Origin of the sequence: Methylobacterium sp. SD274, assembly GCF_017355285.1 — a bacterium.
Classification (GTDB): domain Bacteria; phylum Pseudomonadota; class Alphaproteobacteria; order Rhizobiales; family Beijerinckiaceae; genus Methylobacterium.
In genome coordinates this window covers 1-12,477 of the sequence record NZ_JADIJP010000020.1, presented here as the reverse complement: position 1 = coordinate 12,477, position 12,477 = coordinate 1, and the positions used below count along the sequence as shown (strand labels likewise).

Genomic DNA, 12,477 nt, shown 5'->3' with positions numbered 1-12,477 from the left:
ACACTCCCCACGCCCGCGCCGATCTCCACGAAGGATGGCGGCGGGCGGCCATCTGGCATGCCATTCGCGCATCTGGCATGCCATTCGCGAAAGCCCATCGATGGAATTCTTCGCCCAGCAATTCATCAACGGCCTGACCCTCGGGTCGATCTACGGCCTGATCGCCATCGGCTACACGATGGTCTTCGGCATCATCGGCATGGTGAACTTCGCGCATGGCGACGTCTTCATGGTCTCGGCCTTCATCGCACTCATCGCGTTTCTCATCCTCACCACCTGGCTCGGCCTTTCCTCCGTCGCCCTGGTCTTCCTCATCGTCCTCGTCATCGCCATGGCGCTGACTTCCCTGTGGGGATGGGCGATCGAACGGATGGCCTACCGGCCCTTGCGCGGGTCGTTTCGCCTCGCGCCCCTGATCTCGGCGATCGGCGTGTCGATCTTCCTGTCGAACTTCGTCCAGGTGGTGCAGGGCGCCCGCAACAAGCCGGTGCCGCCCCTCGTGCGCGACGTGGTCGTGCTCTACCAGAACGAGCAATACACCGTGACCCTGTCCTACAAGCAGGCGATCATCATGATCACCACGGCCGTGCTGCTCGCGGGGTTCTGGTACCTCGTGCAGAAGACGCCGTTCGGCCGGGCGCAGCGCGCCGTGGAGCAGGACCGGCGCATGGCGGCGCTGCTCGGCATCAATGTCGACCGCACCATCTCCCTGACCTTCGTGCTCGGCGCGGCCTTGGCCGCCGTCGCGGGCACGCTCTACCTGCTCTATTACGGCGTGGTCTCGTTCTCGGACGGGTTCGTGCCCGGCGTGAAGGCCTTCACCGCCGCCGTGCTCGGCGGCATCGGTTCGCTTCCCGGCGCCGTCATCGGCGGGATCATCATCGGCCTGATCGAGACCTTCTGGTCGGCCTATTTCACCATCGAGTACAAGGATGTGGCCGCGTTCCTCATCCTCATCGTCGTGCTCATCTTCAAGCCTTCGGGCATCCTCGGCCGGCCCGAAGTGGAGAAGGTCTGACGTGGCAACCGGTTCGACCACCCCCATCGCCGCGACCGCCCGCGCCGAGGCGTCTCCCCTGCCCGGCCTGATCAAGGATGCGGGGCTGTTCGCCCTGGTGACGCTGGGCCTGTGCGTGCCCATCGTCAGCTACCGCACCGATCTCGGCCAGGGCATCGGCCTCGTCATCACCACCCGCTGGGGCACCGTGCTCGCCCTCTGCGCCGCCATCTTCGTCCTGCGCCTCGTGCAGCAGCTCTACCTCACCGGGCGGGCGCGGCGGCGGGCCGCCCGTGCGCCGGTGGTGGAAGGGGCGAGCCGCCTCGCCGCGATCCTCGCGCCGATCACCCTCGTGATCGCCCTCACCCTGCCGCTCCTCGCCACCCTCCTCACAGGGTCCCTCGGCGAGGGCCGCTACTGGATCGATCTCGGCATCCTGATCCTGACCTATGTCATGCTCGGATGGGGGCTCAACATCGTGGTCGGCCTCGCCGGCCTCCTCGACCTCGGCTACGTCGCCTTCTACGCGGTGGGGGCCTATTCCTACGCCCTGCTCTCCACCGTGTTCGGCCTGTCCTTCTGGATCTGCCTGCCCCTGGCCGGCCTGTTCGCCGCCGCCTTCGGTGTGCTGCTGGGCTTTCCCGTCCTCAGGCTCCGGGGCGATTACCTCGCCATCGTGACCCTGGCCTTCGGCGAGATCATCCGCCTCGTCCTCATCAACTGGACCGACTTCTCGGGGGGCGCGGCCGGCATTTCCTCGATCCCGCGCGTCAGCTTCTTTGGCCTGCCCTTCACGGCGGGAGAGAACGGCTTCGCCGCCACGTTCGGGCTCAGCTTCAACGCCATGCACCGGCTGGTCTTCCTGTATTACCTGATCCTGGTCCTGGCGCTCGTCACCAACCTCGTGACCCTGCGCATGCGGCGCCTGCCCCTCGGGCGGGCCTGGGAGGCGCTGCGCGAGGACGAGATCGCCTGCCGCTCGCTCGGCATCGACACCACCATCACCAAGCTCACCGCCTTCGCCCTCGGGGCGATGTTCGCGGGCTTCGCCGGATCGTTCTTCGCCGTGCGGCAAGCCTTCGTCTCGCCGGAGAGCTTCAACTTCCTGGAGAGCGCCATCATCCTGGCCATCGTCGTGCTCGGCGGCATGGGTAGCCAGATTGGCGTCGCCATCGCCGCCATCGTCATGATCGGCGGCCCCGAACTCCTGCGCAATCTCGGCTTCCTCAAGGCCGTGTTCGGCGAGGGGTTCGACCCCAACGAGTACCGCCTGCTCCTGTTCGGCCTCGCCATGGTGGCGATGATGGTGTTCCGCCCACGCGGTCTCATCTCCGAGCGAACGCCCTCCGTCACCATCGCGGAGCGCGGCCGATGACCCTCGCCACAGGCATCAACCGGCTCGCGACGTTGCAGGACGAGCCCCCCGCCGCCATTCCCGGCTGCCCCGCCGATCCGGTGCTGATCGTCGACCACCTGACCATGCGGTTCGGCGGCCTCACCGCCGTCAACGACCTCTCGTTCAAGGTGGGGCGCGGCGACATCACGGCCCTGATCGGCCCCAACGGCGCGGGCAAGACCACGGTCTTCAACTGCATCACTGGCTTCTACAAGCCGAGCGAGGGCATGATCCGCCTGGTGCAGAAGGGCGGCGAGACCTACCTTCTCGAGCGCCTGCCCGGCCATGACGTGAACCGGCTCGCCCGCGTCGCCCGCACCTTCCAGAACATCCGCCTGTTCCCGCGCATGACCGTGCTGGAGAACCTGCTGGTGGCCATGCACAAGCCGCTGATGCGCGCCTCGGGCTTCTCGATCCTCGGCATCCTCGGCCTGCCGGCCTATCGCAGCGCCGAGAAGGCGGGAATCGAGAAGGCCGCCGCCTGGCTCGACCGGATCGGCCTGACGGCGCGGGCCGACGATGCCGCCGGCGACCTGCCCTACGGCGATCAGCGCCGGCTCGAAATCGCCAGGGCCATGTGCACCGATCCGGTGCTGCTCTGCCTCGACGAGCCCGCCGCCGGCCTCAACCCGCGCGAATCCTCGGAGCTCAACACCCTGCTGCGATTGATCCGGGACGAGTACGACACCTCCGTCCTCCTCATCGAACACGACATGTCGGTGGTGATGCAGATCTCCGACCGGATCGTCGTGCTCGATTACGGCATCAAGATCGCCGACGGCACGCCCGACGACATCCGCACCGATACCCGCGTCATCGCCGCCTATCTGGGCGTCGACGACGAGGAAGTGGCGGCGGTGGAGGCCGAGGTCGGCCTGACGGGAACGCAAGCATGAGTGTCGCCGGCATCAACGTCCTCGTGGAGGAGACCCGCGCGCTTCAGGCGCCGCTCCTCGATGTGCGCGGCGTCTCTGCCTATTACGGCAGCATCCAGGCCCTGAAAGGCGTCGATCTGCACGTCAAAGACGGCGAGATCGTCGCCCTGATCGGCGCCAACGGGGCCGGCAAGTCGACCCTGATGATGACGATCTTCGGCCAGCCGCAGGCACGGACCGGCAGCATCACCTATGCGGGCCGCGACATCACCCGCATGGCGACCCACGAGATCGCGCGCCTCAACATCGCCCAGTCGCCGGAGGGGCGGCGCATCTTCTCTCGCATGAGCGTGCGCGAGAACCTGCAGATGGGCGCGGCCCTGCATGGCGGGCGCTACTTCGCCGAGGATCTCGAGCGCATGTGCGTCCTGTTCCCGCGCCTGAAGGAGCGGCTCGACCAGCGCGGCGGCACCATGTCCGGCGGCGAACAGCAGATGCTCGCCATCGCCCGCGCCCTGATGAGCCGCCCACGCCTGCTCATGCTCGACGAGCCGTCGCTCGGCCTCGCCCCGCTCATCGTCAAGCAGATCTTCTCGGCCGTGCGCGACCTCAACGAGCGCGAGGGTCTCACCGTCTTCATCGTCGAGCAGAACGCCTATCACGCCCTCAAGCTGGCCCATCGCGGCTACGTCATGGTGACGGGCGCGGTGACGATGAGCGGCACGGGCCGCGAGCTCCTCGACAACCCGCAGGTGAAGGCCGCCTATCTCGAAGGGGGCCAGCATTGAGCGGGTCGGCAATGACGCCCTCACCCTCTCCCCCCTGCGGGAGAGGGTGCCTGCGGAGCAGGCGGGAGAGGGGGCGCCCTCTCCGGAGCCGGCGCTCCCCTCTCCCGACCCGCTTCGCGGGCCACCCTCCCCCGCTGAGGGGGGAGGGAAAGCGCGTCCCGCTTCGGATGGCATCGCCAGGCAAGACATCATGACCGAGACCCTGTCCCTCGACACGCCCAATCTCGGCATCTTCCTCCTCGTCACGCTGGCGATGGGCGGGGGCGCGGCCTGGATGGCGGGCAGCAGCTTCGCCCGGGGATGGCGTCCGTTCTGGCAGTGCGTGCTGGCGGGGCTCGCCATCGCGGCGGTCTCGCGCTTCCTGCATTATGCCCTGTTCTCGGGCACGCTGCTCTCGCCGGCCGGCTACGCCCTCGACGCGGTGGTGATCCTCGCCATCGGCGCGCTCGGCTACCGGGTCACCCGCACCCGGCAGATGACCACCCAGTATCGCTGGCTCTACGAGCGCACCGGCCCGCTGACCTGGCGGGACCGGCAAGGGGCGTGAATCCGCACCATCTTCATGCAACCATGCGCCATGCGGAGACGGTTGGATCCGCCGCGCTGATCGAGGGGAAATGACCATGAAAACACTGATGGCGATGAGCGTGGCGCTGGGCGCGCTGATGCTGGCGGGCACCGCGCAGGCCGAGATCAAGATCGGCGTCATCGCGCCGATCACGGGGCCGAGCGCCGCGTTCGGCGCGCAGATCCGGAACGGCGCGGTTCAGGCGGTCGAGGACATCAACAAGGCCGGCGGCGTCAACGGCGAGAAACTCGTCGTCTCGGTCGGTGACGACGCCTCCGACCCGAAGCAGGGCGTGTCGGTCGCCAACAAGTTCGCCGGCGAGGGCGTGAAGATGGTGGTCGGCGACTTCAATTCCAGCGTCTCGATTCCTGTCTCCGAAGCGCTGATCGAGGCCGGCATCATCCAGATCACCCCCGCCTCCACGGCGATCAAGTTCACCGAACGCGGCAACTGGAACACGTTTCGCACCTGTGGCCGTGACGACCAGCAGGGCGCGGTCGCGGCGGCGTATCTCGCCGACAAGTTCAAGGGCAAGAAGATCGCCTTCATCCACGACAAGAGCACCTACGGTAAGGGGCTGGCCGAAGAGACGTTGAAGGCACTGAAGGCCAAGGGAGGGTCCGCTGCGATCTCCGAGAGCCTCACGCCCGGCGAGAAGGATTTTTCCGCCCTCGTCTCGAAGCTCAAACAGGCCAATGTCGATGTGATCTACTTCGGCGGCTACTACACCGAGGCCGGGCTGCTGATCCGCCAGATGCGCGACCAGGGCCTCCAGGCTCCCCTCATGGGCGGAGATGCCCTCGCCGACCGTGAGTTCGCGCAGGTCGGCGGCCCCGGCTCCGAAGGCACCTTCATGACCTTCTCGCCCGACGCCCGCAAGAACCCCAAGGCCAAGGCCACCATCGATTCCTTCAAGGCGATCAAGTTCGAGCCGGAAGGCTACACGCTCTATTCCTACGCCGCCGTTCAGATCCTGAAACAGGCGATGGAGGCGACGAAATCGACGGATGGGCAGAAGCTCGCCGCACATCTGCACCAGGGCAAGCCGTTCGACACCGTGATCGGCGACATCTCCTACGACAAGAAGGGCGACATCACCCGGCCCGACTACGTCATGTACATGTGGAAGAAGGGCGCCGACGGCTCCATCAACTACGCCGGCAACGAGGTCCCGTAGGACGACGCCTACCCCTCTCCCCGCCGGGCGGGGAGAGGGAATGCTCACCGAAACCGGATCACGGCGTCGGGCTTTCCCCGTGCTGGCCGTCGAGCGCGACTTCGGCGCTCGGCACGCTTTCGTTCACGGCCTGCGCCCGGCGGATGTCCGGTGAGGTCGCTTCCGCGAGGAGGTCGGCGAGAGCCGTGTCGAGGGCGGCGGTGCGGGTCTGCTGGCTGCCCAGCCGGCGGATCGAGACGGTGCGCTCCTCGCCTTCCTTGCGGCCGACCACGAGCATGACCGGCACCTTGGCCAGCGAATGCTCGCGGACCTTGTAGTTGATCTTCTCGTTGCGCAGGTCCGACTCGACCCGGAGCCCGGCGCGGTTGAGGGCCGCCACGACCTCGCGGGCGTAGCCGTCCGCCTCCTGGGTGATCGTCGCCACCACCACCTGAACCGGCGCGAGCCAGAGCGGGAAATGGCCGGCGAAATGCTCGATCAGGATGCCGGTGAAACGCTCCAGCGAGCCGCAGATCGCCCGGTGCACCATGACCGGTGCCTTCTTCTGGCTGTCGCCATCGACGTAGAACGCCCCGAACCGCTCCGGCAGGTTGAAATCCACCTGGGTCGTGCCGCATTGCCAGTCGCGGCCGATGGCGTCGCGGAGCACGTATTCGAATTTCGGCCCGTAGAAAGCGCCCTCGCCCGGGTTGATCTCGGTCTTGATCCGGCCGCCCGACTGCTCCTCGATCTGCGCCAGGACGCGGGTCATCACCTCCTCGGCATGGTCCCAGAGGGCGTCCGAACCGACCCGCTTCTCGGGCCGGGTCGAGAGCTTCACCACGATGTCGCCGAAGCCGAAATCGCTATAGGTCGACAGGATCAGGTCGTTGATCTTGAGGCATTCGTCGGCGAGCTGGTCCTCGGTGCAGAAGACGTGGGCGTCGTCCTGGGTGAAGCCGCGCACGCGCATCAGCCCGTGCATGGCGCCCGAGGCCTCGTAGCGGTGGACGATGCCGAACTCGGCCATGCGCAGGGGCAGGTCGCGGTAGGATTTCAGGCCGTGCTTGAAGATCATCACATGGCCGGGGCAGTTCATGGGTTTCAGCGCGAACCAGCGCTTGTCCTCGGCCTCGTCGCCGGCGCTTTGCGCGGCGAACATGTTCTCGCGGTACCAGTCCCAGTGGCCCGAAGTCTCCCAGAGCGACTTGTCGAGGATCTGCGGCGCGTTCACCTCGGCGTAATCGCCCTTCAGGCGGCGGCGCATATAGGCGATGAGCTCCTGGAAGATGGTCCAGCCCTTGGCGTGCCAGAATACGACGCCCGGCCCCTCCTCCTGGAAATGGAACAGGTCCATCTCGCGGCCGAGGCGGCGATGGTCGCGGCGCTCGGCCTCCTCCAGCCGGTGGAGATAGGCGTCGAGGTCTTCCTTTGTGGCCCAGGCGGTGCCGTAGATGCGGGTCAGCATCGGGTTGTTGGAATCGCCGCGCCAATAGGCGCCCGCCACCTTCATCAGCTTGAAGGCGGTGCCGACCTTGCCCGTGGAGGTCATGTGCGGGCCGCGGCACAGGTCGAACCACTCGCCCTGGCGGTAGATGTTCAGGTCCTCGCCGGGCGGGATCGCGTCGACGAGCTCGACCTTGTATTTCTCGGCTTTCGACTCGAACAGCGCCCGCACGTCGTCGCGCTTCCACACTTCCTTGGTGAAGGGGGCGTCGCGGGCGATGAGCTCGCGCATCTTCGCCTCGATCTTGGGGAAGTCCTCGGGGGTGAACGGCTGGTCGCGGGCGAAGTCATAGTAGAACCCGTTCTCGATCACCGGGCCGATGGTGACCTGGGTCTCCGGCCACAGGGATTGCACGGCCTCCGCCAGGACGTGGGCGCAATCGTGCCGGATCAGTTCCAGGCTGCGCGGGTCGGCACGGTCGAGGAATTCGATGCGCACATCCGCATCGATCAGGTCGTCGAGATCGCGGACCCGCCCGTCGAGCGCCATGGCGACGGTGCGCTTGGCGAGGCTCTTGGCGATGCCCTCCACGACGGTACGGCCGGTCACCGCGGCGTCGTAGCTGCGGGTATTGCCGTCGGGGAATGTCAGAATGGGCATCGCGAACGAGTCTCCGGGGGCTCACTCCTGCGAACGAGGCAGGTAAGCGGTTTTGGGTTTGAGGTGGCGCGCGGCGTCAGCGCGTGCGGCGCGGTTTAGACCGTTTCGCAGGAGGAAGAAATCCGCGCGGGGCCTCGGCCGACCTTTTCCGGGCTCTCGCGGACGTGAACGCACTTCCGAGACGATCCGGATCGGTTGATACGAGCTGCGATTGACAAGCATCCGGCCCGATCCGCCCATGCACGCACCAGGGAGCCGCGGCGGGCCGGTGGCGGGTCACACTCTTGCCGGTACGCCGTAGAAGCTCCGATCAATCAGGCCGGCCCGACAGGCGACCGGCCGATGGGAGAGTATCGATGGCGAACCCAGCTTCCGCCGCTGCCGCCGAGCCCGTCCCGGCGGCGGAGACGCCCGCGCGCCGGTTCTGGCCGCAGGGCTGGTGGCGGCTCGTCGACATCAAGATCGGCATCATTCCCCTGCCGGTCTATCTCATCCTGGCGATCCTGCTGGCGGTCCTGACCTCGGAGGGCGAGATCAAGCCCGATGCGCCGACGATGATCGCGGTGCTGGCGCTCGGCGGTTTCACCTGCGCCGAGATCGGCAAGCGGCTGCCGGTCCTGAAGACCATCGGGGCGGGCGCCATCTTCGCGACCTTCATTCCCTCGGCCCTGGTCTATTACATGCTGATCCCGACGCCGCTGGTGAAGGCGATCACGGATTTCACCAAGTTCACCAACTTCCTCTACTTGTATATCGCCACGATCATCGTCGGCAGCATCCTGGGCATGGACCGGGAGGTGCTGATCAAGGGTTTCCTCAAGATCTTCGTGCCCCTGGCGGCTGGCTCCGTTGCGGCGGCCTGCGTGGGCACGCTGATCGGCACCCTGCTCGGCCTCGGCGCCTATCACACGTTCTTTTTCCTCGTGGTGCCGATCATGGCCGGCGGCGTCGGCGAAGGGGCGATCCCGCTCTCCATCGGCTACGCCGCCATCCTCGGCCAGGGCCAGGGCGACGTGTTCGCGCAGGTGCTGCCTCCCGTCATGCTCGGTAGCCTGACGGCGATCGTGCTGGCCGGAACGCTCAATGCCGTGGGCAAGCGGATGCCGCATCTCACCGGCGAGGGCCGGCTGCAACCGGACCGGGACAACGACGTCACCGCCGCCAAGGTCGAGGACGCGCCGGTGGACGCGGCGACGGTGGGCGCGGCCGCGCTCACCGCCGTGACGCTCTACCTCCTCGGCGTGATGACGCACCACCTCACCGGGCTCCCCGCCCCCGTGGCGATGCTGTTCCTCGCGGTGCTCGCCAAGCTTGCCAGCGCCGTCTCCCCGCGCCTCCAGGCCGGCGGCTTCGTCGCCTACAAGTTCGTCCAGATCAGCATGACCTATCCGCTGCTCTTCGCCATCGGCGTGTCGATGACCCCCTGGGACAAGCTGGTGGCGGCGTTCACGCTGGCGAACCTCGTCACCATCGTCTCGACCGTGGTGACGCTGATGGGCACCGGATTCCTGGTGGGGCGCCGCCTCGGCATGTACCCGATCGAGACCGCCATCGTGAATGCCTGCCATAGCGGACAGGGCGGCACCGGGGACGTGGCGATCCTCACCGCCGCCAACCGCATGGCGCTGATGCCCTTCGCCCAGATCGCCACCCGCATCGGCGGCGCGCTGACGGTGACGGGGACGCTGGTGGTGATGCGCTGGGTCAGTGGGGGCTGAGGGGAGCGGCCACGACGACCTCCGTCCTCACCGAATTCGCGATGAAGCACTCCTCATGCGCGGCCTGGTGGAGCGCCGCGAGTTGGTCGGCATCCGGCGTGGCGCCGGCCCAGTCGATCTCCGGGCGTAGCGTGACCCGCGTCACCGCGCGACGTTCGGGCTTCGTCTCCTCCAGCACGCCCTCGGCATGGTCCCGATAGGCGGTGACGCTAAAACCCGCGAGGCGCGCGAGGTGGAGGAAGGTCAGCATGTGGCAGCTCGACAGTGCCGCGACCAGCATCTCCTCCGGGTCGACGGCCTCGCGAGCGGCCCATTTCCCGACCACGTGCTCCGATGCGGTGCCAGCGAGCGTCACGCCGCCATCGAACTCGACCGTGTGCCCCCGGCCGTAGCGCCCGGCGGCGAAATCCTCCCCGGGCTTCAGGGCCCAGGCGACATCCGCGATATGGGTCGACATGATCGGTCTCTCCGGTTGTCGACGGCGCGCGTCATGCGCCGTGGGCCGCATTGCTGTCGGCCGGTGCCTCGTCCCGGTCGATCATGCCGTAGTCGCGCAGGACATGGGCGATCCGCAGACGATAATCGCGAAACACTCCGCCACGCCCTTCCGCCTGGGTCGCCCGATGGTGCGGGCGTTCGCGCCAAGCGCGTACCGCCGCCTCGTCCCGAAAGAAGGACAGCGACAGGACTTTGTCAGGCTCGGTGAGGCTCCGGAAGCGTTCCACCGACAGGAACCCGTCGATGCCGGCAAGCTCTTCCTTGAGGGAGGCGGCGAGATCGAGATAGCGGTCGGCGCGATCCGGTGCCGGCCAGACCTCGAAGATGACCGCGATCATGCCGGCTCTCCGGTCACGCGGTGCGGGGGCACCCTGTTCCAGGCGCGCATAGATGGCTCGACGGCCTCCGTCCGCGACTTCTCGCTCCCCTCTCGAAGGACACATGCGATCATGAACGCCTCGTCTCCTGCCTTGGCCGAGGCAGGATCATAGGCGATGGCCCGCCGACGATGCTTCGGTTAAGATCGAACGATGCAGGATGGCCCCGTCATCGCCGCCGTCGCCGCGCTTCTCGGCGACCCCGCCCGCGCCAACATGCTCACGGCGCTGATGGACGGGCGCGCCCTCACGGTGAGCGAACTCTCCGAGGTGGCCGGCATCGCCCTGCCGACGGCGAGCGGGCATCTCGCCAAGCTCGAAGCGGCGGCCCTTCTCACCGTCGAGCGGCAGGGACGGCATCGGTATTATCGCTTGTCCGGGTCGGACGTCGCCGTCGTCCTGGAGCACCTGATGGGCTTGGCCCAGCGCACCGGGGCGGTCCGCACCCGAACCGGACCGCGCGACGCGGCCCTGCGCGAGGCCCGTATCTGCTACGACCATCTGGCCGGCGAGCGCGGCGTCCTGCTCCTGCAGGGCCTCATCGCGCGGGGGTGGATCGACGAGGCGGAGACGAATCTCACCGCCTCCGGCCGTGCCGGCCTGACGGATCGGGGACTCGACGTCGCGTCGCTGGAGCGGGGACGCAGGCCCGTCTGCCGCTATTGTCTCGACTGGAGCGAACGCCGGAACCATCTCGGCGGCGCGCTCGGCGCGGCTCTGCTGCACCATGTCCTCGACCGGGCTTGGGCCTCCCGCGCGGGGGGCCGCGTGATCGCCTTCACGACGGACGGCTCGCGCGCCCTGTCAGCCGCCTTCGGTCCTCCCGCCTGAAACGCCCCGATCCGTCTCCTCCACCGCCTCGCACGCAAACGGCGAAGGCGGGGCGTTCACTCCGCGCCAGCGCCCGTAGGTCCAGGGGGCGTACCAGGCCGCGCGCGGCGGTAGGGACTCGGACACTATGTCGATGCCATGCGTACCGAACGGGCCGCAGCGGCAGATGCGCGAAAACCCGATCCAGCCGCCCGGCCAGATTCCGTGCCGGCGGATGGCCTCGTCGGTGTAGTCCGAACAGGACGGCCAGTGCCGGCATTGCCGGCCGATCAGGCCCGACAGGGTGAGCTGGTAGCCCCGGATCGCCCAATGGGCCGCGCGGCGGACCATGGCTCTATTCGGCGGCCTGCGTGTCGGGGGAGGCCTGGGCCTTGGCGGCGACCTGATCGAGGGCATTCACCACGGCGTCGAAGGTGAGGAGGGTCGAGGCGTGGCGCGCTTTGAAATCCCGCACCGGCTCCAGCACGGCGAGGTCGGCCCACTCGCCCTGCGGTGCCGGCCCGTTCTCCTTGAGCATGCGGCGCACCGTATCGCGCACCTCCCGAAGCTCGTCCGCCTTGGCGCCGACCACGTGTCGGGCCATCAAAGAGGACGAGGCCTGGCCCAGGGCGCAGGCCTTCACGTCATGGGCGAAGTCCGTCACCGTGCCGTCCTTCACCGAGAGATCGACGGTGACGGTGGAGCCGCAGAGCTTGGAATGGGCGGTGGCGCTGGCATCCGGAGCGTGGAGCCGGCCGAGACGCGGGATGTCGGCGGCGAGTTCGAGAATGCGGCGATTGTAGATGTCGTCGAGCATATGGGAGGTCCCGTCGGGGCGCCGACAGACAGCCGGCTTCCGATCACGATGGTCTGATCCGCATTCCCCGCATTGCGCGGCGGCGCGATAACGACGATATAGGCGCCAGCGTACCGTTTCGCGAGGAGGCGGTTCGTCGACCAGGGTCGCGCCCACGGCCAAGGAGACCTTAACGTTCGGGCGCCGGCCTGCGGCAACGCGGCTGAAAACGCGACCGAGATGGTTCGACGATGTACGCAAAACCAGATAGTTCGACGATGAACGCACGTGTCGCCCGTGCGGGAGATGCCATGGATGCCGCGCTCAAATCCCTCTCCTATCGCCTGACCGACACGGATCATCAGGGAATGGACCCGATTGCCACGGCTGC

At 67.6% G+C, this 12,477-nt stretch carries 13 protein-coding genes; 8 read left to right on the top strand and 5 right to left on the bottom strand.

Annotated elements, in window-relative coordinates:
* The first annotated feature begins 100 nt into the window (after window positions 1-100).
* The 6 genes from IPV08_RS16735 to IPV08_RS16710 all read left to right on the top strand — a co-directional run bounded on the left by IPV08_RS16735 (window position 101) and on the right by IPV08_RS16710 (window position 5,801).
* Window positions 101-1,018, top strand: a complete 918-nt coding sequence (locus IPV08_RS16735) for a branched-chain amino acid ABC transporter permease (RefSeq protein ID WP_056429449.1) — start codon at window positions 101-103, stop codon at window positions 1,016-1,018.
* Window positions 1,019-1,043: 25 nt separating this feature from the next.
* Window positions 1,044-2,372, top strand: a complete 1,329-nt coding sequence (gene livM, locus IPV08_RS16730) for a high-affinity branched-chain amino acid ABC transporter permease LivM (protein WP_056429447.1) — start codon at window positions 1,044-1,046, stop codon at window positions 2,370-2,372.
* A 104-nt stretch (window positions 2,373-2,476) separates the two neighbouring features.
* Window positions 2,477-3,289 carry an ABC transporter ATP-binding protein gene (locus IPV08_RS16725; RefSeq protein ID WP_056429444.1) on the top strand — a complete coding sequence of 271 codons (813 nt, stop codon included), beginning with the start codon at window positions 2,477-2,479 and terminating at the stop codon, window positions 3,287-3,289.
* The gene (locus IPV08_RS16720) at window positions 3,286-4,056 is read left to right on the top strand and encodes an ABC transporter ATP-binding protein (protein ID WP_207412691.1); all 771 of its coding nucleotides are present in this window, start codon (window positions 3,286-3,288) and stop codon (window positions 4,054-4,056) included. Before IPV08_RS16725 ends, IPV08_RS16720 begins: the two co-directional genes overlap by 4 nt.
* A gap of 190 nt (window positions 4,057-4,246) precedes the next feature.
* Window positions 4,247-4,603: a DUF6867 family protein gene (locus IPV08_RS16715; RefSeq protein ID WP_056429399.1), complete on the top strand. Its 357-nt coding sequence runs from the start codon at window positions 4,247-4,249 to the stop codon at window positions 4,601-4,603.
* Between the two features lie 76 nt (window positions 4,604-4,679).
* Complete coding sequence (locus IPV08_RS16710; RefSeq protein ID WP_207412690.1) at window positions 4,680-5,801, top strand: branched-chain amino acid ABC transporter substrate-binding protein; 1,122 nt, start codon at window positions 4,680-4,682, stop codon at window positions 5,799-5,801.
* Between the two features lie 58 nt (window positions 5,802-5,859).
* On the opposite strand, the gene thrS is transcribed toward IPV08_RS16710, so the two are convergent.
* Window positions 5,860-7,887 carry a threonine--tRNA ligase gene (thrS, locus tag IPV08_RS16705; protein ID WP_207412689.1) on the bottom strand — a complete coding sequence of 676 codons (2,028 nt, stop codon included), beginning with the start codon at window positions 7,885-7,887 and terminating at the stop codon, window positions 5,860-5,862.
* A gap of 356 nt (window positions 7,888-8,243) precedes the next feature.
* Here thrS and IPV08_RS16700 point away from each other — a divergent pair, with 356 nt between their 5' ends.
* Window positions 8,244-9,605, top strand: coding sequence for a 2-hydroxycarboxylate transporter family protein (locus IPV08_RS16700; RefSeq protein ID WP_207412688.1), 1,362 nt, complete (start codon window positions 8,244-8,246; stop codon window positions 9,603-9,605).
* Here the strand turns inward: IPV08_RS16700 and IPV08_RS16695 are convergent.
* A complete protein-coding gene (locus IPV08_RS16695; RefSeq protein ID WP_207412687.1) occupies window positions 9,592-10,062 on the bottom strand; it encodes an OsmC family protein in 471 nt (156 codons plus the stop codon). The genes IPV08_RS16700 and IPV08_RS16695 overlap by 14 nt on opposite strands.
* A gap of 31 nt (window positions 10,063-10,093) precedes the next feature.
* Window positions 10,094-10,441 carry an antibiotic biosynthesis monooxygenase gene (locus IPV08_RS16690; protein ID WP_207412686.1) on the bottom strand — a complete coding sequence of 116 codons (348 nt, stop codon included), beginning with the start codon at window positions 10,439-10,441 and terminating at the stop codon, window positions 10,094-10,096.
* 192 nt (window positions 10,442-10,633) lie between these two features.
* On the opposite strand from IPV08_RS16690, the gene IPV08_RS16685 reads away from it, so the two are divergent.
* Entirely contained in the window at window positions 10,634-11,311 is a 678-nt protein-coding gene (locus IPV08_RS16685) for a helix-turn-helix transcriptional regulator (RefSeq protein WP_207412685.1), read from the top strand.
* On the opposite strand, the gene yidD is transcribed toward IPV08_RS16685, so the two are convergent.
* Both yidD and IPV08_RS16675 read right to left on the bottom strand, forming a co-directional pair.
* Window positions 11,285-11,641 (bottom strand): membrane protein insertion efficiency factor YidD, encoded by a 357-nt coding sequence (yidD, locus tag IPV08_RS16680; protein WP_207412684.1) that lies wholly within the window; start codon window positions 11,639-11,641, stop codon window positions 11,285-11,287. The genes IPV08_RS16685 and yidD overlap by 27 nt on opposite strands.
* A 4-nt stretch (window positions 11,642-11,645) precedes the next feature.
* On the bottom strand, window positions 11,646-12,107 hold the full coding sequence (locus tag IPV08_RS16675; protein ID WP_207412683.1) for an iron-sulfur cluster assembly scaffold protein: 462 nt from the start codon (window positions 12,105-12,107) through the stop codon (window positions 11,646-11,648).
* Between the last annotated feature and the right edge of the window lie 370 nt (window positions 12,108-12,477).